22 protein-coding genes are annotated in these 26,223 nt (G+C 72.1%); 5 read left to right on the forward strand and 17 right to left on the reverse strand.

The genetic code is table 11. The features are described 5' to 3' along the window. Nucleotides 1–75: 75 nt before the first annotated feature. Nucleotides 76–1,560, reverse strand: a complete 1,485-nt coding sequence (locus tag ACUYTF_RS03065; protein WP_434143176.1) for a CoA-acylating methylmalonate-semialdehyde dehydrogenase — start codon at nucleotides 1,558–1,560, stop codon at nucleotides 76–78. A gap of 167 nt (nucleotides 1,561–1,727) precedes the next feature. On the opposite strand from ACUYTF_RS03065, the gene ACUYTF_RS03070 reads away from it, so the two are divergent. Beyond that, nucleotides 1,728–3,407, forward strand: a complete 1,680-nt coding sequence (locus tag ACUYTF_RS03070) for a PucR family transcriptional regulator (protein WP_449279325.1) — start codon at nucleotides 1,728–1,730, stop codon at nucleotides 3,405–3,407. Between the two features lie 58 nt (nucleotides 3,408–3,465). Here the strand turns inward: ACUYTF_RS03070 and ACUYTF_RS03075 are convergent, their stop codons facing one another. The 4 genes from ACUYTF_RS03075 to ACUYTF_RS03090 all read right to left on the reverse strand — a co-directional run bounded on the left by ACUYTF_RS03075 (nucleotide 3,466) and on the right by ACUYTF_RS03090 (nucleotide 6,450). Next, nucleotides 3,466–4,113 (reverse strand): Maf family nucleotide pyrophosphatase, encoded by a 648-nt coding sequence (locus tag ACUYTF_RS03075; protein ID WP_434143174.1) that lies wholly within the window; start codon nucleotides 4,111–4,113, stop codon nucleotides 3,466–3,468. 128 nt (nucleotides 4,114–4,241) lie between these two features. After that, nucleotides 4,242–4,976: an ABC transporter permease gene (locus ACUYTF_RS03080; protein ID WP_434143173.1), complete on the reverse strand. Its 735-nt coding sequence runs from the start codon at nucleotides 4,974–4,976 to the stop codon at nucleotides 4,242–4,244. Next, on the reverse strand, nucleotides 4,973–5,797 hold the full coding sequence (locus ACUYTF_RS03085; RefSeq protein ID WP_449279326.1) for an ABC transporter ATP-binding protein: 825 nt from the start codon (nucleotides 5,795–5,797) through the stop codon (nucleotides 4,973–4,975). The genes ACUYTF_RS03080 and ACUYTF_RS03085 overlap by 4 nt, the downstream gene beginning before the upstream one ends. A 65-nt stretch (nucleotides 5,798–5,862) precedes the next feature. Then, nucleotides 5,863–6,450 (reverse strand): TetR/AcrR family transcriptional regulator, encoded by a 588-nt coding sequence (locus tag ACUYTF_RS03090; protein ID WP_449279327.1) that lies wholly within the window; start codon nucleotides 6,448–6,450, stop codon nucleotides 5,863–5,865. A gap of 32 nt (nucleotides 6,451–6,482) precedes the next feature. Between ACUYTF_RS03090 and ACUYTF_RS03095 the strand changes: the two genes are divergently transcribed. Next, entirely contained in the window at nucleotides 6,483–7,805 is a 1,323-nt protein-coding gene (locus tag ACUYTF_RS03095; protein WP_449279328.1) for a class I SAM-dependent RNA methyltransferase, read from the forward strand. 161 nt (nucleotides 7,806–7,966) lie between these two features. On the opposite strand, the gene ACUYTF_RS03100 is transcribed toward ACUYTF_RS03095, so the two are convergent. The 3 genes from ACUYTF_RS03100 to ACUYTF_RS03110 form a co-directional block, all read right to left on the reverse strand. Beyond that, complete coding sequence (locus ACUYTF_RS03100; protein ID WP_449279329.1) at nucleotides 7,967–8,356, reverse strand: cupredoxin domain-containing protein; 390 nt, start codon at nucleotides 8,354–8,356, stop codon at nucleotides 7,967–7,969. Between the two features lie 22 nt (nucleotides 8,357–8,378). Next, nucleotides 8,379–9,818, reverse strand: a complete 1,440-nt coding sequence (locus ACUYTF_RS03105) for an NAD(P)H-quinone dehydrogenase (protein ID WP_434143168.1) — start codon at nucleotides 9,816–9,818, stop codon at nucleotides 8,379–8,381. A gap of 88 nt (nucleotides 9,819–9,906) precedes the next feature. Continuing rightward, the gene (locus tag ACUYTF_RS03110; protein WP_449279330.1) at nucleotides 9,907–10,335 is read right to left on the reverse strand and encodes a hypothetical protein; all 429 of its coding nucleotides are present in this window, start codon (nucleotides 10,333–10,335) and stop codon (nucleotides 9,907–9,909) included. Between the two features lie 187 nt (nucleotides 10,336–10,522). Here ACUYTF_RS03110 and ACUYTF_RS03115 point away from each other — a divergent pair, with 187 nt between their 5' ends. The 3 genes from ACUYTF_RS03115 to ACUYTF_RS03125 all read left to right on the forward strand — a co-directional run bounded on the left by ACUYTF_RS03115 (nucleotide 10,523) and on the right by ACUYTF_RS03125 (nucleotide 14,917). Continuing rightward, entirely contained in the window at nucleotides 10,523–13,357 is a 2,835-nt protein-coding gene (locus ACUYTF_RS03115; RefSeq protein WP_449279331.1) for an aminotransferase class I/II-fold pyridoxal phosphate-dependent enzyme, read from the forward strand. 65 nt (nucleotides 13,358–13,422) lie between these two features. Further along, entirely contained in the window at nucleotides 13,423–14,232 is an 810-nt protein-coding gene (locus ACUYTF_RS03120; protein WP_449279332.1) for a purine-nucleoside phosphorylase, read from the forward strand. Between the two features lie 136 nt (nucleotides 14,233–14,368). Continuing rightward, nucleotides 14,369–14,917, forward strand: coding sequence for a type 1 glutamine amidotransferase domain-containing protein (locus ACUYTF_RS03125; RefSeq protein WP_449279333.1), 549 nt, complete (start codon nucleotides 14,369–14,371; stop codon nucleotides 14,915–14,917). A 62-nt stretch (nucleotides 14,918–14,979) separates the two neighbouring features. On the opposite strand, the gene ACUYTF_RS03130 is transcribed toward ACUYTF_RS03125, so the two are convergent. The 9 genes from ACUYTF_RS03130 to ACUYTF_RS03170 all read right to left on the reverse strand — a co-directional run bounded on the left by ACUYTF_RS03130 (nucleotide 14,980) and on the right by ACUYTF_RS03170 (nucleotide 26,162). Then, complete coding sequence (locus ACUYTF_RS03130) at nucleotides 14,980–15,624, reverse strand: SDR family oxidoreductase (RefSeq protein ID WP_449279334.1); 645 nt, start codon at nucleotides 15,622–15,624, stop codon at nucleotides 14,980–14,982. Nucleotides 15,625–15,727: 103 nt separating this feature from the next. After that, nucleotides 15,728–16,285 carry a PACE efflux transporter gene (locus tag ACUYTF_RS03135; protein ID WP_449279335.1) on the reverse strand — a complete coding sequence of 186 codons (558 nt, stop codon included), beginning with the start codon at nucleotides 16,283–16,285 and terminating at the stop codon, nucleotides 15,728–15,730. A 151-nt stretch (nucleotides 16,286–16,436) separates the two neighbouring features. Continuing rightward, entirely contained in the window at nucleotides 16,437–17,915 is a 1,479-nt protein-coding gene (locus ACUYTF_RS03140; protein WP_449279336.1) for a protein adenylyltransferase SelO, read from the reverse strand. Between the two features lie 133 nt (nucleotides 17,916–18,048). Then, entirely contained in the window at nucleotides 18,049–19,656 is a 1,608-nt protein-coding gene (locus ACUYTF_RS03145; RefSeq protein ID WP_449279337.1) for a DUF5684 domain-containing protein, read from the reverse strand. 72 nt (nucleotides 19,657–19,728) lie between these two features. Next, entirely contained in the window at nucleotides 19,729–20,487 is a 759-nt protein-coding gene (locus ACUYTF_RS03150; RefSeq protein ID WP_449279338.1) for a hypothetical protein, read from the reverse strand. Continuing rightward, nucleotides 20,484–21,335 (reverse strand): protein phosphatase 2C domain-containing protein, encoded by an 852-nt coding sequence (locus tag ACUYTF_RS03155; protein ID WP_434143158.1) that lies wholly within the window; start codon nucleotides 21,333–21,335, stop codon nucleotides 20,484–20,486. The genes ACUYTF_RS03150 and ACUYTF_RS03155 overlap by 4 nt, the downstream gene beginning before the upstream one ends. Next, nucleotides 21,332–23,749, reverse strand: coding sequence for a transglutaminase domain-containing protein (locus ACUYTF_RS03160; protein ID WP_449279339.1), 2,418 nt, complete (start codon nucleotides 23,747–23,749; stop codon nucleotides 21,332–21,334). The genes ACUYTF_RS03155 and ACUYTF_RS03160 overlap by 4 nt, the downstream gene beginning before the upstream one ends. Beyond that, the gene (locus tag ACUYTF_RS03165; RefSeq protein ID WP_449279340.1) at nucleotides 23,746–25,167 is read right to left on the reverse strand and encodes a DUF58 domain-containing protein; all 1,422 of its coding nucleotides are present in this window, start codon (nucleotides 25,165–25,167) and stop codon (nucleotides 23,746–23,748) included. The genes ACUYTF_RS03160 and ACUYTF_RS03165 overlap by 4 nt, the downstream gene beginning before the upstream one ends. Further along, nucleotides 25,164–26,162: an AAA family ATPase gene (locus ACUYTF_RS03170; protein ID WP_434143155.1), complete on the reverse strand. Its 999-nt coding sequence runs from the start codon at nucleotides 26,160–26,162 to the stop codon at nucleotides 25,164–25,166. Before ACUYTF_RS03170 ends, ACUYTF_RS03165 begins: the two co-directional genes overlap by 4 nt. Nucleotides 26,163–26,223 lie beyond the last annotated feature (61 nt).

Consider the following 26,223-nt stretch of genomic DNA (forward strand, 5'->3'; position numbering starts at 1 on the left):
GGAAGCGCGGCGGAGTCGGGACCGATTCTTCGGCCCCGACTCCATTATCACCGCGCTTCGTGTATGCGGGGATCGCTAGTGGTTGCTCGGGAAGCCGAGGTCGACGCGCGACTGGTCGGCGTTCGGCCAGCGGGTGGTGACCACCTTGGAGCGGGTGTAGAAGTTGATCGACTCGGGGCCGTAGATGTGGGTGTCGCCGAAGAGCGAATCCTTCCAACCGCCGAACGAGAACGAACCGACCGGGACCGGGACCGGAACGTTGATGCCGACCATGCCGGCCTCGACCTCGAACTCGAACTGGCGGGCGGTCGCGCCGTCGCGGGTGAAGAGCGCGGTGCCGTTGCCGAACTGGTGCTCGTTGATGAGCTTCACGCCCTCCTCGTAGCTGTCGACGCGCACGATGGCGAGCACCGGGCCGAAGATCTCCTCGAGGTAGACCTTGCTGTCGGTCTTCACGTGGTCGATCAGGCTGACCCCGGTGAAGAAGCCGTCGCCCTCGAACTGCTGCTCGCGGCCGTCGACGAGCACCTCGCCGCCCTCGGCGGCAGCGCCGGCGACGTACGACTCGACGCGCTCCTTGGCCTCGCGGGTGACGAGCGGGCCCATCTCGGATGCGGGGTCGGTGCCGTCGCCGATCTTGAGCGCCGCGATGCGGGTCTTGAGCTCGGGGATCAGGCGATCGGCGATGTCGCCGACGGCGACGAGCACCGAGACGGCCATGCAGCGCTCGCCGGCCGAACCGTACGCGGCCGAGACGGCGGCGTCGGCGGTGACGGTGAGATCCGCGTCGGGCATGACGAGCATGTGGTTCTTCGCGCCGCCGAGGGCCTGCACCCGCTTGCCGTTGGCCGAGGCACGGGTGTAGATCGCGCGGGCGATCGGGGTCGAGCCCACGAACGAGACCGCCTTGACATCGGGGTTGTCGAGCAGCGCATCGACCGCGACCTTGTCGCCGTGCACGACGTTCAGCACACCGGCGGGGAGGCCGGCCTCGTGGAAGAGGTCGGCGATGAAGAGCGGGGCGGAGGGGTCGCGCTCGGACGGCTTCAGCACGACGGTGTTGCCGCAGGCGATGGCGTTGCAGACCATCCACAGCGGCACCATCGCCGGGAAGTTGAAGGGGGTGATGGCCGCGACGACGCCGACGGGCTGCTTTACCGAGTGCACGTCGATGCCGGTCGAGACCTGCTCATCGCGCTCGCCCTTGAGGAGGTGGAGGAGGCCAGCTGCGAACTCGACGTTCTCGAGACCGCGCGCGATCTCGCCGCCCGCGTCCGAGAGCACCTTGCCGTGCTCGCTCGTGATGAGCGCTGCGAGCTCGGGCGAACGCTGCTTGAGCAGCTGGCGCAGGTTGAAGAACACGTTGGCGCGCTTCGTCAGGCTGGTCGCGCGCCACGCCGGCAGCGCCGCCTTCGCGGTCGCGACGGCCTCGTCGACGGTTGCGACCGAAGCGATGCTCAGCTCGTGCTGGGCCTCGCCGGTCGCGGGGTTGTACACCGGCTGCAGACGCTCCGCCGCGTCCACCTTCTCGCCACCGATCAGGTGAGGAATGCGTGCCATCATGTTCCTTTCGATCAAGATGTCGGAGCCGACCGCTCCGTCTGGGATTCAGTATTTCAGCGGCTACCGGGCGAGGCCAGACGCACACCATCGCAATTGTGGCCGTTTGCCATACACTTTGTACGGGAGCGGGCGAGGCTCGCTCGAGCGACCGATGGAGGGCCCTGATGCAGAACCGGCTGCGCGTCGACGACGTGCTCTCGCTCCCCGAGCTCAGCGCGGGCGACCCGGAGCTCGTCGCCGGCAGCGCCGGCCTCGACCGCCCGGTGCGCTGGGCCCACGTCGTCGCGGGAATGAGCGCCTTCCCGCTGCTCGACGGCGGCGAGCTGCTGCTCGCCACCGGTGCCGGCTGGCCCACCGACGCGGCCTCGCTCGATGCCCTGACCGAGGAGTTCGTGGGGTCGGGGCCCGCGGGCCTCATCCTCGAGCTCGGCCAGTACTTCTCGGCGGCCCCGCGACAGCTCGTCGCGGCGTGCCGAGCGCACGCGATCCCGCTCATCGTGCTGCACCGGCCGGTGCGCTTCGTGCAGATCACGCAGCGCGTGCACCAGCGCGTGCTCGAGGCGCAGACCGAAGCGCTCGCGGCGCGCGCCGAGGTGCACGCGATGCTCACCGAGCTCGGGCTCAACCGCAGCCCGGTCGACTACGTGATCGAGCGACTGTCGAAGACGCTCGACGCGCCGGTCGTGCTCGAGGACTCATCGGGCCGGGTGGTCTCGTGGTCGGCCCGCGACGCCGACCCCGAGGTCGTGCTGGCTCCATGGGCAGCCGGGGCGCGCCCCGGTTTCGGGCCCCGCGAGGAGGCGCTGCCCGCGGGCTCGGCGAGCGTGCCGGTCGAGGCGCAGGGCAAGCGGTGGGGCCGCCTGTCGTCGCTGCCCGGGCCCGCGCACCCCGCCGGGCGGCGCACGGTGCTCGAGCTCGGGGCGTTCGCGCTCGCGCTCGGCCGGCTCGCCGATACCGAGGGCGACCAATGGCTGCGCCTCGGCTCGAAGCAGCTCTTCGACATCCTGCTGAGCGGCCGCTACCGGCGCGACAGCGAGCTGGCCGTGCAGCTCACGGCGGCGGGTCTGCCGATCGAGGGGCGCCGGCTCGTCGGGGCGACGCTGCGCGGAGCCGGCGATTTCGGGGCGCATTCGTCGCTCGAGCGGGCGGTGCTCGAGACCGCGCTCCGCCGGGCGGTGGCTCCCGAGGGCCGGGCGATCCTCATGCCCGATTCGAGCGACCCCGGCACGGGCGCGACCGTCGGCTTCGACCGCAGCCCGCCGCTCCTCGCGCTCCTCTCGTTCCCCGAGGGCGACCCTCGCGTCGCGCCCGCGCTCGGCTCGCACCCGACTCCCCCGCTCGCAGCCCGGCTCGCACGCGAGATCGACATGCTGCTGCCCTCGACGACACCTGCGCCGTGGCGGGCGCATCTCGCACTCGGGTCGATCGGCAGCGGCCTCCGGTCGCTGGTCGCATCGCTCGAACGCGTGCGCGCGGCGGGGATGCTCGACCCCTCGGCCACGGTCGGGCGGGTCACGGTGCAGCAGGCCGAGCAGCAGGCGCTCGCCTACCTCGTGCGCCGCATCTCGTCGATGCCCGACGTGCAGGAGTTCGCGCACGACGCCCTCGGCCCCCTGATCGAGCACGACGCGGCGGCGGGCCCGGGCCACAGCGGCGACCTGCTCGTCGTGCTGCGCGCCTACCTCGAGCAGCCGACGAACCGTTCGCTCGCGGCGCAGCGGGCGCGGCTCTCGCGATCCGTGTTCTATCAGCGCCTCGCGCTGATCGAGGATCTGCTGAGCGTCGACCTCGCCGACGGCACGGTCATCGCGACGCTCACCGTGGCCCTGCTCGCGCGCGGGTAGACCGTCGAGCATCCTGCGCGCGGTCGCAGGGTCTGCATGGCGTCCACGAGCCGATCGGTCAGCTCTGCCAGAGCTCCGGGTAGTCGTGCCCGAGCCCGATCACGAGGCGGCGCAGCGCCGGCAGCGAGAGCCCGATGACGCAGCTCGGCGCGCCCTCGATGCGCTCGATGAAGGCGCCCGCGAGCCCGTCGATCGCGAAGCCGCCCGCGAGCTCGAGCGGCTCTCCCGTCGCGACGTAGGCCTCGAGCTCGGCATCCGGGATATCGCTCGCGAGCGTCACCGTCGCGGTGTCGACGGAGCCGGCCGCGCCGCGCACCTCGCCGCCCGTGCAGTCGATCAGCCAGTGCCCCGAGTGCAGCACGCCGGTGCGGCCGCGATGCCGTTTCGAGCGCTCGAGCGCGACTTCGGGCAGGTGCGGCTTGCCGAGGATCTCGCCGTCGAGCAGGAACATGGAGTCGCCGCCGAGCACGAGCCCGTCGAGCTCGCCCGACCCCTCGGGGCCGTAGCGCCGCACCACGTCTTCGGCCTTCAACCGCCCCAGGTATTCGGTGAGCTCGGGCGCAGTCAGCGCGCGGCCGAGCTCGGTCTCGCGGGCGGCGACTGCGGCCTCCTCGTCGACCTCGGGGGCGAAGCAGACCGGTTCGATACCGGCGCCCCGCAGCACGGAGAGACGGGCGGGCGACGTCGAGGCGAGGATCAGGCGCATGCGTCGAGTCTAGGGCGGTCGACTGCCCCGTGCTCAGCGAGTCGTGGAGCCGTATGCACTGCCCGACCGTTCCCGGTGGTGCATCAGGCTCCACGGTTCGCGGCGGTGCAACCAGAGATCGGTGATCGCTACGGGGTGCGGCGGCGCAGGGTCGCGGCAGCGACCGCGAGCGAGGCGAGCGACACGCCGACGATCACGATGACCGGCTTCCAGAGACCCCACCCGTCATCGCCCGCCGTCACGGCGTTCACCGCGTCGACGGCGTAGCTCAGCGGCAGCCAGTCCGAGACGCGCTGCAGCGCCTCGGGCATCGCGTCGCGCGGCATGAGCAGGCCGCCGACGAGGATCTGCGGGAACACGACGATGGGCATGAACTGCACCGCCTGGAACTCGGTGCGCGCGAACGCGCTCGCGAGGAGACCGAGCGCCGTGCCGAGCAGGGCGTCGCAGACGGCGACGAGACCGAGCTGCCAGACCGGCCCGTCGATGCTCAGCCCGCACACGACGACCGCGTAGCCCACCGTCACGATCGCCTGCACGACGGCGATGAGCCCGAAGGCGAGGGCGTACCCGAGAATGAAGTCGGCCTTGCCGAGCGGGGTCGTCATGAGGCGTTCGAGGGTGCCCGAACGGCGCTCGCGCAGCGTCGTCACCGACGTCACGACGAACATCAGCACGAACGGGAAGAGCGCGAGGATCGGCCCGCCGATGCGATCGAACACGCCGGCCTGGTCGTCGAAGAGCCACGCGAAGAGGCCGACGAGCAGCGCGGGCACCACGAGCAGCAGCGCGATCGAGCGCGGGTCGTGCTGCAGCTGGCGCAGCACGCGCCCCGCGACGGCGAGGATGCGCCCCGGGTTCATGATGCGCCTCCGCCGTGGCGGCCGCGGCGCGGCGCATCCGGGGCACCGGGCGCCTGCGCTTCCGGGGACGCCGCGGGCGACGATCCCTGGACCTGCCCTGCCGGGAGGCCCTCGGCGTCGATGACCGCGAGGAACGCGGATTCGGGATCGCCCGCCCCGGTCGCGGCGAGCAGCTCGTCGGGGGTCGTGTCGGCGATGATCGCGCCGTCTCGCAGCAGCAGCAGTCGATCGCACCGGAGCGCCTCGTCCATGACGTGGCTGCTCACGATCAGGGCGGTGCCGGCGGCGGCGAGGCGCTCGAAGAGGCTCCACAGCTCGGCCCGCAGCACGGGGTCGAGGCCGACTGTCGGCTCGTCGAGCACGATCACCTCGGGGGCCCCGAGCAGGGCGGCGGCGAGCGACACCCGGTTGCGCTGCCCTCCGCTCAGGCTCTCGACCCGCTGCTTCGCCTCGGCGCGCAGGCCGACGAGCTCGAGCACGCGCTCGGCGTCGCCCCGGGGAGCCCCGAGCGCCCGCGCGAAGAAGCGCAGGTTCTGCATCACCGTGAGATCGTCGTACACCGACGCCGCCTGCGTCGCGTAGGCGACCCGCGAGCGCAGCGGCTTCGCGCCCGCGGCAAGGCCGAGCACGCGCACGTCGCCGTCGACCCCGGCCTGCGCGCCGACGATCGTGCGCAGCAGCGTCGACTTGCCGCAGCCCGAGGGCCCGAGCACGCCGGTGACTTCGCCCGCGCGAACCGTCAGGTCGAGGCCCTCGAACACGGCGCGGCGCCCGCGGCGCACGGCGACGCCCGCGAGCTCGACCGCCGATTTATTCATCATGGAATGAATTTAAATCGCGATGCCCCGGGTGTCAAGACTGCGGCGCCGGCCCGTGCAGTGATCGCTCAGTCGAAGAGGTACCGCTGCACCGTCGGGCCGACCCGAGCCACGAGCTCATCGATCGGGGCATCGGCGATCGGCTGCAGCCGCAGTACGTAGCGCGTCATGAGCAGCCCCGCGATCTGCGAGGCGACGAGCTCGGCCCGCAGCTGCGCGTCGGGACCTTCGAGATGCCGCGCGACCCGCGGCAGCAGCTCGCGCGCCAGGAACCCGGTGATGAGCGGAGCGCCCAGCTTGCCGCCGACGGCGGTGCGCAGCAGCATGACGCCGCGCTTTCTCACCGCGTCGTCCTCGAACGATTCGAGCACGTAGCGCACGATGCGCTCCCCCGCCCCGTCGCGCGGGCCCGCGAGAATCTGCGGCACCGCGATGTCGGGGCGCAGCGGCACCTCGGCCGCCTCGGCGAACAGGTCGGCCTTCGTGCCGAAGTAGTGGTGCACGAGCGCCGAATCGACGCCGGCGCGGGCCGCGATCGAACGGATCGTCGCCCCCTCGTAGCCGTGCTCGCCGAACTCCTCGGCGGCCGAAGCCAGAATGCGCCTCCGCGCGTCGGAGCGGCCCTTCGGCCGGCCCCGCCCTCTCGGATTCGTCATGATCACACCCTAGCGATGCGAGAATAGAACCCATGTCAGCACAGCGCAGCACCGCCCCTCTCGAGATCGGCTCGGAGATCGAACTCGACGTCACCGGCATGGCCCACGGCGGAGTGAGCGTCGCCCGCCACGACGGCCGAGTCGTCTTCGTCGCCGATGCCATTCCGGGCGAGCGCGTGCGCGCCCGGGTGACCGATGCGAAGAAGAAGTCGTTCGCCCGCGCGACGGTCACCGAGGTGCTCGACGCCTCTGCCGATCGCCGCGACCACGTCTGGGCCGAGGCCTCGGTCGAGCGCGACCCCGAAGAGCGCCCGGGCGGCGCCGAGTTCGGGCACATCGCCCTCGCCCGTCAGCGCGCGCTCAAGGCCGGCGTGCTCACCGACTCGATGCAGCGCTTCGGCGGCATCGAGTTCGCGGCGGAGGAGGGCGAAGAGCTCGCCGACGCCCTCGCCGAAATGGTCGAGCCCGTGCGCGGCGACGACGAGGCGAACGGCCTCGGCTACCGTACCCGCGTGCGCCTGCACGTCGACCCGGCCACCGGCCTCGTCGGCCCGTACGGGGCGCGCAGCCGGCGGGTCATCCCGGTCGAATCCCTGCCGCTCGCCACCGAGAACATCAACCGTATCGCCCCGCTCGGCGAGCCCATGCTCGACGTCGCGACCGTCGACCTCGTCGACCCGGCGGGCGACGACCCCCGCATGCTGCTCGGCATGATCGGCGCGAAGGATCGCGCCGGCGCCCGCGACACGGTGCAGGAGCTCGTCGAGGATCGCGGCTTCATCGCGCGCGCCGGCGGCTTCTGGCAGGTGCACCGCGGTGCGCCGACCGTGCTGTTCGACGCGGTGCGCGACGCGATCGGCGAGCTGATCGACGACGGGCTCTTCGACCCTGCGGCCGGCAATCTCGACCTCTATGGCGGCGCGGGCCTGCTCGCGGCGGCGATGGCGGAGGCCGCGGGCCCGGGCCTGAAGGTGACGACCGTCGAGTCCGACGAGGGCGCGACCGATGACGCCGCCGAGAACCTCTCGGAGCTCGTGGGGGCGCTCGCGCTGACCGCGAAGGTCGACCGGCATCTCGCCGATCTGCTGCAGGCCGCGGCCCCGGTCAGGGATCGCCTGCGCCGCGGCACCATCGTGCTCGACCCGCCCCGCTCGGGCGCCGGCGGCGACGTGATGGCGCAGCTCGCCGAGCTCTCGCCGACGAACGTCGTATACGTCGCCTGCGACCCCGTCGCGCTCGCCCGCGACACGAAGTCGCTGCGCGAGTCGGGCTACGAGCTGCAGACGCTGCGCGCATTCGACCTCTTCCCGCACACGCACCACTTCGAGTCGCTGGCGGTCTTCACTCGCGAATAGGCCCGGCAGCTCGGCGTCTCGGCGGCTCGGGCCGCGATTGCCCGGAAAAGTGCAGAATTCCGCGAGGATTGCGCACTTATTCGGGCAATCGCGGCCCGAGTGCTGGGCGTCGGGAGCGGGTGCAAGCCCGGAAGGCCCGGTAACCCGGAAGGCCCGGCCTGCTATTCGGCGACCGTGACCGTTCCCGTCATCTCGGGGTGGATCGAGCAATCGTACGGGTTCTCGCCGACCTCGCCGAAGACGTGCGTGTAGCTGCCCTCCGTCGTCAGCCCGCTCACGAAGCTGCCGTCCTCGGCGACGACGTCGTGCTCCATGGTGCCCTCGAAGACCCAGCGCACGGCCTGACCGGGCGCGATGGTCACCTCGGCGGGCACGAACTCGTTGTCGATCACGCGCACCGTGACGGCGGCCTTCACCTCGTCGTCGGAGGGCACGACCTCGGGCTTGCCCGCGGCGCAGCCGGCGAGCGCGAGCATCGCGCACAGGGCGACGATCGCGCCGAACGCCGCGAGCGCGCGGGCCGGCAGCAGGCGCCCCGCGAGAAGTTGCACGTGGAACATTCCTATGCGCCCGCTATACCCGATGCATCGCCCGCGCGGCATCGGTGATCGACCCGGTCATCGACGGGTAGACCGCGAACGCCGAGGCGACCTGGTCGACCGTGAGACGGTGCTCGACGGCGAGCGCGAGCGAGAAGATGAGCTCGCTGGCGCGGTGCGAGACGATGACGCCGCCGATGACGGTGCCCGAAGCCTTCCAGGCGAAGAGCTTCACGAAGCCCTCGGTGAGACCGATCATCTTGGCGCGCGGGTTGATGCTCAGCGGGATCGTGTGGGTGACGTGCTGGGCGAGGTCGGAGGCCTCGGCGAGGGTGCGCTCGTTCCAGCCGACGGTCGCGATCTCGGGGTAGGTGAAGACGTTCGCCGCCACGTTGCGCAGGTCGATGGGGCGCACGACGTCGCCGAGCGCGTGCATGATGGCGGTACGCCCCTGCATCGACGCGACCGACGCGAGCGGGAAGAAGTCGGTGCAGTCGCCCGCGGCGTAGATGTTGGGCACCGAGGTCGCCGCGACCTTGTTGACGCGGATATGGCCGCTGTCGGTGAGCTCGACGCCGGCCTCTTCGAGGCCGAGGCCGTCGGTGTTCGGCACGGAGCCGACGGCCATGAGGCAGTGCGAACCCTCGACGGTGCGCCCGTCGGCGAGCGTGACGAGCACGCCGTCGCCCTGGCGCACGACCGAGTCGGCGCGCGACTTCGACATCACGTTCATGCCGAGGCGAGTGAACTCGCGTTCGATGACGGCCGCCGCATCCGGGTCTTCTCCCGGGAGCACCTGCTCGCGGCTCGACACGAGAGTGACCTCGGCGCCGAGGGTGCGGTAGGCGTTCGCGAACTCGGCGCCGGTCACGCCCGAGCCGACGACGATGAGGTGCTCGGGGATCGCGGGCAGTTCGTAGAGCTGCTTCCAGGTGAGGATGCGTTCGCCGTCGGGCTTCGCCGAGTCGAGCTCGCGCGGGCTCGCACCCACGGCGACGACAATCGTATCGGCCTCGATACGGTCGAAGTCGGTGCCCTCGATGCCGGGAGCGGTCGATACGAGCACGGCGTTCGGGCCGTCGAGACGACCGTCGCCCTGCACCAGGCGCACTCCGGCGCCCTCGAGCGTGCGGTGCATATCGTCGGACTGCGCGCCCGCCATGGCGAGCAGCCGCTTGTTCACCGCGGCAAGGTTGACGGCGACCTGGGGGCGCACCGGCTTGCCGTCGCCGCCGGGCACGAACGCCTGCACGCCGAGCTTGCCCGAGTCGCGCACGGCCTGCGCGCCGCCCGCCGTCGCGATGAGGCTCTTCGACGGCACGACGTCGGTGAGCACCGCCGAACCGCCGACGCCGGTGCGTTCGACGAGGGTCACGTCCACTCCGAGCTGGGTCGCGGCGAGCGCCGCTTCGTACCCGCCCGGGCCACCGCCGAGAACGACGATCCGATGCTTACGCTCATACGCTTTCGCCATGCCTCACAGTCTAGTGACGATGGCAGGGCCGTTCGACCGATTGCGCGACTCGGGAGCCGGCCGTCACAGACCTGCGCGGCCGCGCGGTTCAGGCGGTGGCGTCGACCGGCGTCGCGGTCGCTCCGATCGCGAAGCGCCTGCGCGCGATCTTGCGGTCGACGCGGCTCCAGCACTCGCGCATCGCGGGCGACGGGTCGTCGCAGGCGAGCATCTGCACGGAGCGGTCGATGTCGGCTTCGGCCCACACCCACTCGTCGAGCCAGGCGGTGACCGCGCGTGCGAGCCCCTCCCCCGGTTCGAGACCGAACGGAACGCTGTTCACGGCGACGCCGGCGGGGGCCGCGAGCGGTTCGAGGGCGTCGGCGAGGCCGCTGCAGCTCTCGATGAGCACCTGGCCGTACGCGTCGGCGGGGAGGCCTGCGAGCCAGGCGCGGATCTCGGGGAGGTCGCGCACGGAGCCCACGGCGAGCACGAGGTCGCCCATGGGGGCGGCGTGTTCGAACTCGAAAGGCATCACGTCACCATATTAGGGCATCCTTACCAACATCGGCTGACCTTTCGGCAAATCATCAGACGTGGGGGTCGCCACCCGCCGGGGTTCCGCACGGCGTAACAGATGCAATAGGAGGTATTTCCCAGGTCATATGATCGGAGCCACAGGCCCCGCGCCCGGACAGACCGGCGACGACGAAGGACAGCGTTCAATGACGAGTATCGATTCCGAGCACTCCCTCTTCACCGGCCATGTGCCGCCGCTCGCGCCGCAGCCCGCGCCGAAGGCCGCCGCGGTCGGCGGCGCGCTCGAGCGCGACCCCGGCATGCCGACGAGCACCTGGCGCCTGCGCAGCGACGCGTGGGAGTACCTGCGCTTCGCGGTGAAGCGCATCGCGCTCGGCGGCGACTCCGACAGCGTGCTCGCGCACGACGGCGAGGCGTACCGCTCGCTGCGCGCGCTCGAGACGATCGAGATGTACTGGGCCGGCTTCGGTCAGCGCTACGTGCGCGGCATCCGCGAGCTGCTGGAAGACGGCGACTACCAGATCGCGCTCGAGCGCATCGGCCGCGTCGTGAACCGCATCCGGGGCGAAGCGATCGCCGAGGAGTCGCGCGAGGAGGTGCTCGACGAGGCCGAGCGCGCCGAGGCGATCGCCGATGTCGACACGCGGCCGCGCTTCGAGGTGCTCGTCGTCGATGAGACGACCGAGGCCGACCGCGACGCGCTGCACGCCGAGGGGCTGCGCCTGCGCGGCCAGGCCGACGCCTTCGTCTACGACTTCGTCGTCGTGCCTTCGGCGGAGGACGCGATCGCGGCGGTGCTCACGAACCCGAAGATCCTCGCCTGCATCGTGCGGCCGGGGTTCAGCGATCGCACGTCGCAGTCGCTGAGCCGCGACCTGCGCGAATCGATCGGGCTGGCGCAGCGATCCGCGCACTCGCACCCGACCTCGTCGCACAGCTCCCTCGCCGCCGTGCAGCGGGTGCTCGGCCTCGCCGACGCCCTCGCGACCCTGCGGCCCGAGCTCGACCTCTACCTCGTCGCCGGCGCCCACATCGAGGGGCTCGCGGGCGCCCTCACTCGCCGCTTCCGTCGCGTCTTCCGTCGCGAGGATCAGCTCGAACTGCACCTGACGCTGCTGCGCCGCGTTTCGCACCTCTACGACACCCCCTTCTTCTCGGCGATCCAGGACCACGCCCGCCGCCCGGTCGGCGTCTTCCACGCGCTGCCGGTCGCCCGCGGCGGCTCGGTCGTGAACTCCAAGTGGATCAAGGATCTCGCCGACTTCTACGGCCTCAACCTGCTGCTCGCCGAGACGAGCGCCACCTCGGGCGGCCTCGACTCGCTGCTCGCCCCCACCGGCGCCATCAAGAAGGCGCAGGATCTCGCGGCGCGCGCCTTCGGGGCGAAGCAGTCGTTCTTCGTCACGAACGGCACCTCGACCGCGAACAAGATCGTGCATCAGGCGCTCGTCGCGCCGGGCGACGTCGTGCTCGTCGACCGCAACTGCCACAAGTCGCACCATCACGCGATGATGCTGACGGGCGGGCGCCCGGCGTACCTCGAGGCCTACCCGCTCGACGACTACGCCTTCTACGGCGCGGTGCCGCTGCACCGCATCAAGCAGATGCTGCTCGACTACCGCGCGGCGGGCCGGCTCGACGAGGTGCGCCTCGTCACGCTCACCAACTGCACCTTCGACGGCATCGTCTACGACCCCGAACGGGTCATGGCCGAGTGCCTCGCGATCAAACCCGATCTCGTCTTCCTGTGGGACGAGGCCTGGTTCGCGTTCGCCGCCTTCCACCCGATCACCCGCCGCCGTACGGCGATGGCGTCTGCGAAGCACCTCGAGGCGCGTCTGAAGACCGCCGCGCACGCCGCGGCGTACCGCGAGCAGCAGCAGCGCCTCTACGGCGAGGACGGGACGCCCGCGAGCGACGAGGTGTGGCTCTCGGAACGGCTGATCCCGAGCCCCGAGGCCCGCATCAGGGTCTACGCGACGCACTCGACGCACAAGACGCTGACGGCGCTGCGCCAGGGATCGATGGTGCACGTCTACGACCAGGACTGGGTGCGCGATGCCGAGGAGGCGTTCCACGAGGCGTTCATGACCCACACGTCGACGTCGCCGAACTACCAGATCCTCGCCTCGCTCGACCTCGGGCGGCGCCAGGTCGAGCTCGAGGGCTTCGACCTCGTGCAGCAGCAGCTCGACCTCGCGACGAGCCTGTCGCAGGCGATCGCCCGGCACCCGCTGCTGCGCCGCACGTTCCGCGTACTGTCGGCGTCGGAGCTGATCCCTGCCGAGCACCGGGGCGAATCGCGCGCGATGCCGCTGCGCGACGGATTCGGCGCCATGTGGAAGGCGTGGGCCGCCGATGAGTTCGTCATCGATCCGAGCCGGGTCACCGTCGAGATCACCCGCACGGGCGTCGACGGCGACACGTTCAAGCACGAGCATCTGATGAACCGCTACGGCATCCAGGTGAACAAGACGAGCCGCAACACCGTACTGTTCATGACCAATATCGGGACGACGCGCAGCGCGATCGCCTATCTCATCGAGGTGCTGGTGAAGCTCGCGGAGCGCTTCGAGGAGGAGCAGGCGCAACTCGACCCGGAGCTCGTGGACGACGGCGCGCAGGAGATGCCGCCGATGCCCGACTTCAGCCGCTTCGCACCCGAGTACGCGTCGGGTGCCGGGCTGCCGGACGGCGACATCCGCCCCGCCTTCTTCCGCGGGCAGCGGCGCGGTTCGGTCGAGCACGTGAAGCTCGACGAGCTGCGCGAGCGGGTCGCGGCCGGCGACGCCCCCGTCTCGGGCGGCTTCGTCACGCCGTACCCGCCGGGCTTCCCCGTACTGGTGCCGGGGCAGGTCGTCACCGCCGAGGTGCTCGACTTCATGGCGGTGCTCGATACCCGCGAGATCCACGGCTACGACCCGCGTCGCGGCTACCGCATCCTCAAGGCCGAGAGGCCGCCGGCGGTTCAGCCGGAGGCCTCGCCCGAGACGCGGCCCGAAACGCGGCCCGAGGGATAACCGGTCCGGCCGGCGGTGCAGCGGGTGCTGTCGCCCGCGGCATCGCCCGCCGTATGCTGGGACGCATGACAGCTTCTGAGCAGGATCCGCAGTCCCTCGCCGCCGCAGCGGCCCGCGTGCTCGCGGAGCGCAGCGGCGTCGAACGGCACGACATCGCCCTGACCCTCGGCAGCGGCTGGGGCAAGGCCGCCGATGCGATCGGCGAGACCGTCTCGGTCGTGCCCGCCGCCGAAGTGCCCGGGTTCCACGCGTCGGGGGTGCCCGGACACTCGGGCACGCTGCGCTCGATCGCGCTGCCCGACGGGCGCCACGCGCTCGTCATCGGCGCCCGCACCCACTTCTACGAGGGCCGCGGGGTGCGCGCCGTCGTGCACGGCGTGCGCACGGCAGCAGCCGCGGGCGCCCGCACCATGGTGCTCACGAACGGCGCCGGCGGAGTGAACCCGGCCTACCGCCCGGGGCAGCCCGTGCTCATCGCCGACCACATCAATCTGACGGCGGCATCTCCCCTCGAGGGCGCCACCTTCGTCGACCTCACCGATCTCTACTCGGCCCGACTGCGCGGCGCCGCGCGCGAGATCGAGCCCGCGCTCGCCGAGGGCGTCTACGTGCAGTTCCCCGGGCCGCACTACGAGACGCCGGCCGAGGTGCGGTACGCAGGCATCATCGGCGGCGACATCGTCGGCATGTCGACGGCGCTCGAGGCGATCGCCGCGCGCGAAGCCGGCATGGAGATCATCGGGCTGTCGCTCATCACGAACCTCGCGGCCGGAATCCAGGAGACGCCGCTGAGCCACGCCGAAGTGATCGAGGCGGGGCGCGAGGCCGAGCCGCGCCTCGCGGAGCTGCTGCGCCGGCTCGTCGCACTGCTGTAGGCCGGCGCGGCGCGGGCCGCGCGGTCGCTGAGAGTAACGCGGCGTGCGGCGGAGCGCAACGGGCTGTTGCGCGCGGGATCCGGAGGCTTGGCTGGGAGGCGCACACCCCATCGCCACCCGTCTCAGGAGGAGCGCCATGACCCATCTCACCGGAAAACGCGTCGCACTGCTCGCCACCCACGGCTTCGAGGATTCGGAACTGACCGAGCCGCTGACCGCGCTGCGCGAGCACGGCGCGGACATCGATATCGTCTCGCCCCAGTCCGGCACGATCAGAGGCAAGCTCGGGCACGAGGTACCCGTGTCGTGCTCGAGCGCTGACGCTCGGGCCGCCGACTACGACGCCCTGGTGCTGCCCGGCGGCGTCGCGAACGGCGACAAGCTGCGCATGGATCAGGCCGCGGTCGCGCTCGTGCGGGAGTTCTTCGATCAGCACAAACCGGTCGGCGCGATCTGCCACGGCGGCTGGATCCTCGCGGACGCCGATGTGCTGCACGGCCGCACCGTGACCTCGTACCCGAGCCTCAGCACTGACCTGCGCAATGCCGGGGCGACGTGGGTCGACCGGGAGGTCGTGGTCGACCAGGGCCTGGTCACCAGCCGCACGCCAGAGGATCTGCCCGCGTTCAACGCGAAGCTCGTCGAGGAGATCGCCGAGGGTCCGCACTCCGGCCAGACCGCCTGAGAAGTTCCGCTGCCCGGGAGCCCGCGCTGCCGGCGGCCCCCGCAGGGGTGCTCGCGCGACCGCTACCGGCGCAGCGCCTCGGCGATCGGCGTCTCGCCGTCGTTGAAGCGGATCGTGCGGCGCACCGTGCCGTCGTCGGCGAGGGTCGCCGCGATCGTCTCGGCGACGTTCGCGCGCGACACGCTGCCCGGCTCCGCGGCCGCCGTGTCGATGCGGCCCGTCGGTGCTTCGAAGGTCAGCGTGCTCGGCCCGAGCACGGTCCAGTCGAGCGCGCCCGCGCGCAGGTACTCGTCGGCTGCGGCCTTCGCCGCGGCGTAGGCGAAGAACGCGTGGTCGGGGGCGACGCCGTGGTCGGGCGAGGAGCCGAAGTACGACACCATGATGTAGCGTCGCACCCCGGCCTGCTCGGCGGCGTCCATACTCCGCACGGCGGCCGCATGGTCGACGGCGCGGGTGCGCGCGGGGTCGCCGCCGCCGGCGCCCGCCGACCAGACGACCGCGTCGTGCCCCGAGATGAGCTCGGCGATCGCCGACGTGTCGAGATGCTCGACATCCGCGACGAGCGGGACGGCGCCGGTGCGCCGCACCTCCTCCGCGTGCTCGGGGTTGCGGATCACCGCCGTGACCTCGTCGCCGCGCTCCGTGAGCAGGGGCTCGAGGAGCAGTGCGATCCTGCCGTGTCCGCCGAAGAGAATGATGCGTGCCATATCTCCACCCTACGCACGGCGCTCGCGGGCACCAGCGGTTTCGCTGAGCGCGCAGCCTCACCGCGGCCAGCGCTGCGGCGACGCGGCGCCCCGTGGCTCGGGCTCAGCTCACGGAGTCGGGCAGCCCGAAGACGCGGTCGAACACCCAGGTGTAGGCGACGGTGAACACGAGGAAGAACACGAGGAGGCTGGTCTCGATGAGGGCCGCCGCGATCAGGTCGACGTGCAGCATGAGGGCGACGAGCGGAATCGTGAAAACGAGCACGCCGCCCTCGTAGCCGACCGCGTGCACGGCGCGGGCGAGGGCGCTGCGGCCCGTCACGCCGCGACGGCGCTCGAGCGCTTCGAACACGGTGTTCCAGATGTAGTTCCATCCGGTCGCGACGGTCGACAGCAGGATCGCGGTGACCGTCGAGTCGCCACCACCGTGGCCGAGCAGCCCGCTGAGCACCACGACGGTGAAGAGCACGCTGAGCCCCTCGTAGCCGGCGACGAAGACGACGCGCCGCAGCACGGGGCGACCGCGGAAGACGCGAATCCGGCCGCGGCGGCTTCGCGTCGATGGGGCGCCCGGGCGAGGCTCGTGCACCGCGCGCGTCGGCAGGTGGATGGGGGCGGTGGTGGGCGCATCGGCGCCCGAGGTGTGGCCTGGGGAGGTCACGGGTATCACTCCAACTCACACGCTGCAACGACGGCCGAGTCATCTTCAACCCGACACTCACTCAACCGAAACAGCGATAAAAATACAATATCACAGCGTTTTCAGTAGTGATATGTCAAGTACGCAACCGAAACAGTTGTTCTGCGAGAGACTATGTGCCGCAATAAGTGACGAAGCGCGGGGCGCCCGCGGGCGCGGGTTCGGCGAAGCGCTCGTACCCGGGCCGCGCCTCGTACGGCCGCATCATCGCGTCGAGCAGCTGTTCGAACGGCCCGAGGCCGCCCTCGGTCGCGGCGCCGAGGGCGTCGTCGACCACGCGGCCTCGCGGGATGTAGAGCGGATTCACCGCGTCCATCGCATCGCCATCGGGCCGGAGCGCGCGCCACCGGCCGTACCACTCGCCCGGCGCGGCTTCGCCCGGGTACAGCGCGAGGAGGGCCCCATCATCGCCCCGCGCGGCACCGGCGAGCGCCCGGAAGGCGTTCGTGTAATCGATGTGATGCTGCTGCAGCTCGGCGAGCAGGCCCGCGGCGATCTCGTGCAGCTCGGCCGACACCGCGGGGCCCGCGTGCGCGACGCCCAGCTTCGCGGCCATGCCGAGGCCCCAGGCGGCGGCGTAGAGCGCGTCGAAGCGGTCGAGCTCGCCGACCGCCAGTTCGATGGCCGTATCGCCGTCATCCGCGAGTTCCACGAGCAGCGTCTCGGCGAACCGAGTCAGGTTCCAGAGCGCGATCGCGGGCTGCTTGCCGTAGGCGTAGCGGCCCCGCCAGTCGATCGAACTGAAGGCCGCGGCCGGGTCGTAGGCGTCGATAAAGGCGCAGGGGCCGTAGTCGATGGTCTCGCCCGAGATCGTCATGTTGTCGGTGTTCATGACGCCGTGCACGAAGCCGACGAGCATCCACTGCGCCACGAGCCGGGCCTGCGCCTCGACGACGTGCCGCAGCAGGCGCAGTGCGGGCTGCGGGGCGCCGGCTGCTTCGGGGCAGTGGCGGTCGATGGCGAAGTCGATGAGGCGCGGCAGCACGTCGCCCTTCTCGAGGGATCGCGCGTACTGGAAGCTGCCGACGCGCAGGTGGCTCGACGCCGTGCGCACGAGCACGGCGCCCGGGAGCGGGTCGAGCGATTCGTCGCGCATGACGCGGGCGCCCGTGCCGAGCACCGCGAGCGCGCGCGTCGTCGGGATGCCGAGCGCATGCATCGCCTCGCCCATCAGGTACTCGCGCAGCATCGGACCGACCGCGGCGAAGCCGTCGGCGCCGCGCGAGAACGGCGTGCGGCCCGATCCCTTGAGATGCAGGTCGCGACGGCGGTTCCCGGCGTCGACGATCTCGCCGAGCAGCAGCGCGCGCCCGTCGCCGAGGCGCGGCGCGTACGAACCGAACTGGTGCCCCGCGTAGGCCTGGGCGACCGGCTCGCTGCCCGGGGCGAGGCGCGCGCCGAGCAGCGACGCCGTGCCCGCTTCGCAGCGAAGCAGCACGGGGTCGAGCCCGAGCTCGCGGGCGAGCGGCTCGTTCAGTACGAGCAGTTTCGGATCGGGGAACTCGGCCGCGCTCCACGGGAGCGACAGCTCGGGCAGCTCGTGCGCGAACTCGCTCGTGAGGCGCGGCAGCGGGGCCGGTTCGGCGTTCATGCCTTCAGCGTAGGCCGAGCGACTGACCGCGCTCACAGCGGGGCCGGAGGGAATCGCGTGGAGCCGTCTGCACTACTGGAGCCCCAGTGGTGGTGCATTCGGCTCCACACCACGAATCCTTCCGACCGCTGAGCTACTTGACCTCGCGCAGCGTGACCTCGAGCGTGCCGATGACCATGTGATCGGTGGCCGGAACCTCGCGACCGGCCTCGATCACCTCGGCGCCCGCGCCGGTGTCGACCGAGACGCCGTTCGTCGACTGCAGGTCCTCAATCGTCCAGTCGTCGCCGGTACGCCGCATGCGCACGTGCGACTTCGACAGCGTGCGGGTCGGGTCGGCGATCTTCAGCAGCGTGACGCCCTCGTCGCTCTCGGGGCGGCGACCGATCACGACGTCGTCGCCGAAGAGCTCTTCGATGTCACCGCTCGGCAATTCGAGGCCCCAGCGCTTGCGGCGCGGCACCACGACCGTGCGGTCGTCGTCATCGTCTTCGGGCGCGCTCGCGGCCGGCGCCTGCACGGCGGCAGCCTCGACTTCTGCGGGGGCTGCCGGGGCGGTGCTCGACACGGTCTCGGTGTGCTCCGACTCCGGCTCCTCGTGCACGAACTGCCCGGGGACGGCGTGGTCGGCGACCGCGGCCTCGGGGGCCGGTGCCGGCTCGGCGGGAACCTGCTCGGCGGGAGCCGACTCGACAGGCGCCTGCACGGCGGAAGCCTGCTCGACCGGCGCCTGCGCGACAGGTGCCTGCTCACTCGGTGCCTGCTCGACCGGCGCCTGCTGCTCGGGCCACGAGAACGGGCGCGGCGGCTCGACGTAGCCGAGCGGGGTCTCCGCACGCGGCCCGGCGCCCTGGGCGGCGAGGCGCTCGAACGCGTCTTCCGTGGTGTTGCTGAAGCCCCACGACGATCCCTGCTGAGCCTGCTGGGCCTGCTGCTGAGCGGCCTGCTCGGCCTGCTGCTGCGCCTGGAACATACTCGGAGCAGGCTGCGCCGGGGTCTCCCACGGAGCCGCCGGCGTGATGCGCACCGCGCCCGAATCGGCGGCGGGCTGCGCGGGCGGGGCCTGCGGCGGCACGGGCGGCAGGTCGTGCCGGGGCGCGGGGGCTCCGAAGAGCGCTTCGGTGTTCGACTGCATCTGCTGAGGAGCCGCCTGCTGAGGGGCCTGCGAGGCGGCGGGCTGCTGGTAGCCGCCCGCCGGGGCCTGCACGTACGGCTGCTGCTGCGCGTACTGCTGCCCCTGCGGGTACTGCTGGTTCTGCGCGTACCCGGGAGGCGCGTAGGCCTGCGGGTTCGCGGTGCTGCGGCGCACGACGCCGTGGCCGGTCTGATCGATGTGGTTCGCGAGCAGCATCGCCCAGACGGGTCCGAGCAGGGCGCCCAGCACCGTGAAGCCCGCGCCCTTGCCGTACTCGTTGTTGATGCGGTTCATCGCGATGATCAGGACGACGAAGGCGACGATGCCGAGGCCGGGCACGAGCGCGAAGAGCACCAGCCAGCCGGGCAGGCCGGCGCGGGCGACGAGCTGCCACTGGTTCCAGACCGGAATCCAGCCGTGCGACGACGGCAGATCGATGCGCGGGAAGAGGCGCGACAGCGACCACAGGTACCAGACGTAGAACGCGATCGCGATGACCGCCCAGATTCCGTACAGCACCAGGATCATGATGGGGTCAAAGCCCGCACTACTGCTCATGTCGTTCTGCATCCCCTGCTCGATGTACGCGATTCGCGCACGATTCATCAGTCCAGCCATATAACTCTGCCATGAAAACGCGCGATCCCGCACGCGTTCGCATCATCGGCGGGCCCACGGTCAGCCCCAGACGACCCGCGAGATCGCCCACAGGCCCGCCGCCGAGATCGCGATGACGGCGCCGTAGGCCACGAGCGTGACCGCACGATCGCGGGCCGAACGCTTCAGCACCGATGGCAGCCCTTCGCGCGCAGACCCGGGCCCGGCCCCGCCCGGTTCGGGGGCCGCGCCCAGCCGCTGCTGCACGGCATCCGGATGCTCGGCACCGCCGACAGGGATCTGCCGGGCGCCGTACGCGCGGGGCACCGTCGGCGACCCGAGGCCCGCCGGCAGCGCGATCTCGGGCTCGGGCACCGGGCCCGGGCCGGGGCCCGTGGTGCCGACCGCGCGCTCGAGGATGCCGCGGCGCGATGCTGACGCCGACCGCGACCGAGACCGCTCCGTCGAGCGAGATCGCGTCTGCGCGCCCGACGAGCTGCCGGGTGCGGACTCGCCGAGTGCGGACTGGCCGGGTGCGGACGTCGGGCCGTCCGAACCTGGGTCGGCCCCGCGCACCCGCGTGGGCACGATGCGGGTCGCCTCGGCGTCGGTCCCGGTCCCTTCGGCGTCGGTCCCGGTCGCCCCGGCATGGGTCTCGGCCGCCTCCGCGCCGGTCGTATCGCGGCGCACCCGCGCGGGGACGACCCGCGTCGCCTCGGTATCGGTCGCCTCGCGGCGCACACGCGACGGGACGACCCGCGTCGCCTCGGCGTCCGCCGGCCCGGTGTCCGCCGGCCCGGCGTCCGCCGGCCCGTCGATGGCCCCGTCCGCGTCGTTCACGACCGCACCGGCCTCGTCACCTCGATGGTCTCCAACGTGTCCGCCTCGTCGTCGCCGACGAGCTCGATCGGCCCGGTGCCGGCGCTGCCCGATGAGATCGTGTCGACCACGATCGCGGTGACGTTGTCGCGCCCGCCGGCCTCCAACGCGCGGCGCACGAGTTCGTCGGCCACAGCCTCCGACCGGCCGCCGACCGCGAGCACGGCCCGGATCTCCTCGTCGTCGAGCTCGGTCGTGAGCCCGTCCGAGCACATGAGCATGCGCGATCCGGTGACGACCGGCAGCAGCCAGCCGTCGTGGCGCGTATCGTCCGAGCCGAGCGCCCGCGTGATCACATTGCGCGGCGTCTCCGCGGCCTCGGCCCGACCGGCCGCGGCCAGTTCGGCGTGCAGCGAATGGTCGTCGGTGATCTGCGTGAGGCCCGCGCTGCTGAACTGGTACACGCGGGAGTCGCCGATGTTCACGACGTACCAGTGCGGTGCGCCCTCGTGCTCGATCATCACGGCGCCCGTGAGCGTGCACCCCGCACCGCGCTCGGTGCCGACCGCGACCGCCGCGACGGCGGCCCGCGCGGCGTCGATCGCGGCGTCGACGTCGGCGACACCCAGGTTCCCGGCGATGCCGGGCAGACCCTGGAACGCCGCGACCGCAGCGCGGCTCGCGAGATCGCCCGCGTCGTGGCCGCCCATGCCGTCGGCGACGATGTAGACGGGGTGCTCGGCGAGCATCGCATCCTCGTTGACCTGCCGGCGCAGCCCGACGTCGGTGCGCGCGGTCGCCTCGATCACGGGAGGCGTCGGCAGCCCCGACACGAGCGGGTGCTCGCCCGTTGCAGGCGTGTCGATCATGAGTTCTCACTTTCCGTCGGGCGCGCTCGACGCCCGAATCGAATTCTGTACGATCGCAGCGAATAGGCCGCTCGCAGCTTCGCGCGGCGCGTGAGGCCGGCCGCGCGCTCGGCGCTGTCGGCATCAACAGCCTGCCACAGGGTCTCGGCGCCGGCCGCATCGAGCCCGGCGTGCGAGAACACGGCCCGGTCGACTTCGACCGCGGCCCAGCTCGCGGGCTTCGTATCGAGCCGCCGCGCGATCTCGCCGCGGCTCGCGTCTGCAGGGATCTCCACGCCCGCGTCGCGGGCCCGGTCGACCATCTCCTCCCACGCGCCCAGCGCGCGCAGTTCGGGCACCGTCTCGCGCCGGCGCCGTGCCGACCTGCGCCGTTTCATGAACGGGAGGAACAGGAACGGCAGCAGCAGGAGCAGGAGCGCCGCGAGCGACAGGCCGACGTTCTTCAGCACCGTCAACCAGCCGAGCCCGTCGTTCACGCGGTCGCTCTCACCGCTGTCGCCGCTCTGGTCGCCCGAGCCGACCGGCGGGTCGACCTCCTGCGCATCGCGCTCCTCGGGCGTCGTCGGGAACTCGGGCAGCTGCTCGCCCTGTTCGAGGCGCTGCGGCTCGTGCTCGACCTGCGGGCTCGCATCGAGCACGGCCCATGCGCCGTCGGCGCCGCGCACCTCGACCCACGCGGCGAGGTTCTCGCCCGTGCAGGTGTCGGCGCAGAACGGGGTGCCGGGCACCTCCTCGCCCGCGAGCCGCAGCCCGACCACGACGCGGGAGTCGTAGCCGAGCGCCCGGGCCACGAGCGCTGCCGCCGTCGCGAACTGCTCGTCATCGCCGATGGCCGCGACGAGATCGGACTCCTTCGGGTCTTCGCCCGCCGCGATCTGCTGGGTGTTCAGCTGCGTGAAGAGCTCCTCGATCCGGGCGATCGAATGGCCGCCCGCGCTCGGCTCGAACGCCGTGCCGTACCGTTCGTTCAGGCGCTGCAGCCACAGCCGGTCGCCGGCGCTCTCGGTCATCGAGTGGCTGAGGTAGCCGCGGTCGCGCAGCATGCCGATGAGCCGTTCGAGGCCCTGGGCGTCGCCCGGCACCCCCTGGCGCTCGATCCACGAGGCGAGCGCCGGCACCTCGTCGAGGTCGATGAGCGGGCCGTTCGAGACGGGGCCGCCGAGCACCCGGTTCGGGGCGGCGGTCTCCATCCGCGCGATGTAGCCGTCGCCCTCGCCGAGCCCGACGCGCGACTGCCCCTCGCGCGGCACCGCGATGGCGGCGCCCGTGCGCCGGTTCACGTAGAACGCGTCTGCGAGATCGGCCGAGCGCGGCCCCGTGAACTTCGGCGGGTCGGCGAGCTCGGCGGTCGGCGCCCAGATGTCGTCGTAGCCTGCGCCGACGGCGATCTCGACCTGCGCGGGCCGCGAGACGCGGTCGCCGCTCGGAAAACGGGTGAAGCGGCCCGCGGCATCGCCGCTGACGTGGAAGTCGACGCCGTCGTACGCGTCGAGCACGGCGAGGCGCAGCCGCTCGGGCAGCTCGCCGTCCGAGGCGACGCTGAACAGCGGCGCGTCGAGGGCGGCGTCGCGCTTCGCATTGCGATAGGCGGCGAGGGGGCTCGGGCGGTCCCTGACCACCAGTTCGGGGTCGATGCGATCGCGGGGCACCGTGCGCGCGCCGTCATCGGCGAGCGGGGCGACCGCGAGACCCACCGCGAGCGCGGCGACCAGAATGCCTGCGCCGATGCCCGCCCGGGCGGCCTTGCCGCCCGTGATGCCGCGCTCGCTCGCGAGCCGGCCGAGGCGCAGCGCCGCACGGCGTTCGGCGCCCGCGGTCCACACGATCCAGGCGGCGGCGAGCGCGACTGCGGCGAGCCAGAGCGCGATCTCGCGCGGGGCCGCGATGACGAGGGGGCCGAGGCGCAGCGACGGGCTGACGGCCGAGGCGCCGAAGATCGTACCGAACGCGACGGGGGCGACGAGCGGCACGGCGGCGAGCACGGGCCAACGGCCGCGGCGCGCGGCGATGAAGACGACGAGCAGCGCGGTCGCGAGCATCACGAGGTAGGCGGGCACCATCACGGTCTGGTAGGTGCCGACCGGCAGGGTGAGGGTGAGCAGCTGCTTCCAGCCGAGCGCGACCGCGGCGAGACCGTTCACGAGGCCGCGCAGCGGGCCGCTCGCGAGCGACTGCGGCACGGCGACCGGTACGACGGTCACGACGAAGGCGCCGAGCACGAGGGCCGCGAGCACGGGGAACGAGAGCCGCCAGCGCTCGCGCGCCCAGGCGATCCCGGCGCCGAGCACGAGCGCGACGAGCGCGACGAGCCAGAGCCAGCCGCTGCGGTAGATCGGCCAGGCGGCGAGCACGCCGAGGGCGAGCGCGACGGCCGACGCCGATACTCCCCCGATGATGCGCACGCCCGGCTTCACAGCGCCGTCCTGATCATCATCTGCGGCAGGTCGCCGAGCGCGCCGACCGTGAACATGGTGAGCGGGTCGATGCGCTGCGCCCGGGGCTCGGCGTGCAGTTCGCAGCGCACCGCGAGCACGTGCACGTCGGGCGTGAACGCGACCGCCGCACGGCGGATGCGCGTCGTGTCGGCCTCGGCGCCCGTGATGATCGCGACGATCGAGAGCGGGCGGCGCGAGTGGGCGAGGCCGCGGGCGAGCGCCTCGAACGGCAGGCCCTCGGGAGCCGCCTCGAGCTCGGACCAGGCGTTCAAGAGCTGCTGCGGGTCGCGCGAGGGCAGCTCTTCGAGGCCGTCGATGCTCGGGCGCATGCGGCCCGGCGCCCAGGCCGAGACGACGAAGCGCTCGCGCCGCTCGCGCACCGCCTGCACCGAGAGCGAGGCTGCGACGCTGACACCGAGCTCGAACTCCTCGTCGCTGCGGTACTCCTCGCGGCGCGCGTCGAACAGCACGGCCACGCGCGCGGTCTGCGACTCCTCGTACTGGCGCACCATGAGCGTGCCGGTCTTCGCGGTCGACTTCCAGTGGATGTGCCGCATCGCGTCGCCGGGCGCGTACTCGCGCACGGCGTAGAACGAGAGGTCGGAGTCGGTGAGGCGGCGGCTCGAGACGCCCTCGAGATCGCGCACGAGGCCCGCCGAGTTCGGCGGCAGCTGCGCGGTCGCGGGATGCACGTACAGCAGGTGCCTCTCGGGCCAGGTGACCTCGCGGCGCAGCAGGGCGAGCGGATCTCGTCGGGCGACGGTGAGCGGGCCGACGCGGATCACACCGCGCTGCGGCGCCGGCACGACGACGTCGAGGTCGATGCTCTGGCCGGGACCGATGAACGGGATGGTGATCTCGCGCAGGGCGGGGCCGACGGGCAGCTCGGCGACGGCCGGCAGTGCGGGGCGGGCGCCGAGGTTCTCGACGTGGAGGCGCACGTGCGCCTCACCGCCCGCGACGACGCTCTGCTTGTCGAGCACGATACCGACGCTGTAGGCGCGGTTGCCGATGAGGAAGGGCAGCGCGATGAGGAGCAGCAGGGCGCCGACGATCGCGACGAACCAGGCCTCGATCCACGATGCCGTGATGCCGAGCACGAACCCGACCGCCGTGACGACGATCGCGAACCAGCCGAGCGGGGTCACGGCGCGCGTCACCGAGCGCTGCACCCGGCCGATGCGGCGCTTCGTACGGCGCCACCACCGGCGCAGGCGGACGCGCCGCAGCTGCGAGCTGTCGAGCCCGCGGGTGCGCGTGCGCGTCTCGCCGTAGCCGGTGCCGCCGGTGCCGCGCGTTCCGCGAGTGCCGCGGCTGCCCTGCGTGCCGCGACTGCCCCGGGTGCCGCCGCGCTTGCCGGTGCGGAAGAGCCGGCTGCGGGTGTTCTCCTGGGTCACGCGGTGCCGTTCTCCTGCGGGATCGGGGTGTCGAGCAGGATCTGGCCGATGACGGCCTCGGCGGTGACGCCGTCGAACTCTGCTTCGGCCTCGAGCACGAGGCGGTGCGCGAGCACCGGGATGGCGAGCTCGCGCACGTCGTCGGGGGTGATGTAGGGCCGGCCGGCGACGAGCGCCCAGGCCGAGGCGAGGCGCTGCAGGCTGAGGGCACCGCGCACGCTCGCGCCGAGGCGCACTTCGGAGGCGCGGCGGGTGGCCTCGACGAGACGGGTGATGTATTCGGCGATGAGCGGGCTGACGTAGACGCCCCGCGCGAACTGCTGCAGCTGGGTGAGTGTGCCGACGTTCATGACGGTCGGCACTTCGGGGGCGCTGCCGCTGTGCTGCAGGATGCGCATCATGGCCGCGTCGTCGGGGTAGCCGATCGACGTCTTCACCATGAAGCGGTCGAGCTGCGCCTCGGGCAGCCGGTAGGTGCCGGCCTGCTCGACGGGGTTCTGGGTCGCGATGACGAGGAACGGGTCGTGCACGGGGTGCGTGTTGCCGTCGACGGTGACCTGGTGCTCCTCCATGACCTCGAGCAGCGCCGACTGCGTCTTGGGGCTCGCGCGGTTGATCTCGTCGGCGAGCACGACGTTCGCGAAGATGGGGCCGGCGTGGAAGTCGAAGACGCCCTGCTTCTGGTCGTACACCGTGATGCCGGTCACGTCGCCGGGCAGCAGGTCGGGCGTGAATTGGATGCGCGACGAGGTGCCGTGCATCGACTTCGCGAGCGCACGCGCGAGGGCGGTCTTGCCCGTGCCCGGCACGTCTTCGAGCAGCACATGGCCGCCGGCCGTCATCGTCGCTACGACGAGCTCGATGACGCGGCGCTTGCCCTGGATGGCGTGCTCGATCGCGTCGGCCGCAGTGCGCACGGCATCGCTCGCCCAGCGCGCGCGCTCTTCGGTGAGGGGGCCCGCGGCGTCGGCGGTGAGCTTCGGCTCGGATGTCATGGGTGCTTCCTTCTCTCGGGTGCGAGGATGTCTGTCGGGCGCCGGGCCCCCGGGAGTCTCT

The sequence above is a fragment of the Leucobacter sp. GX0328 genome (assembly GCF_053567315.1).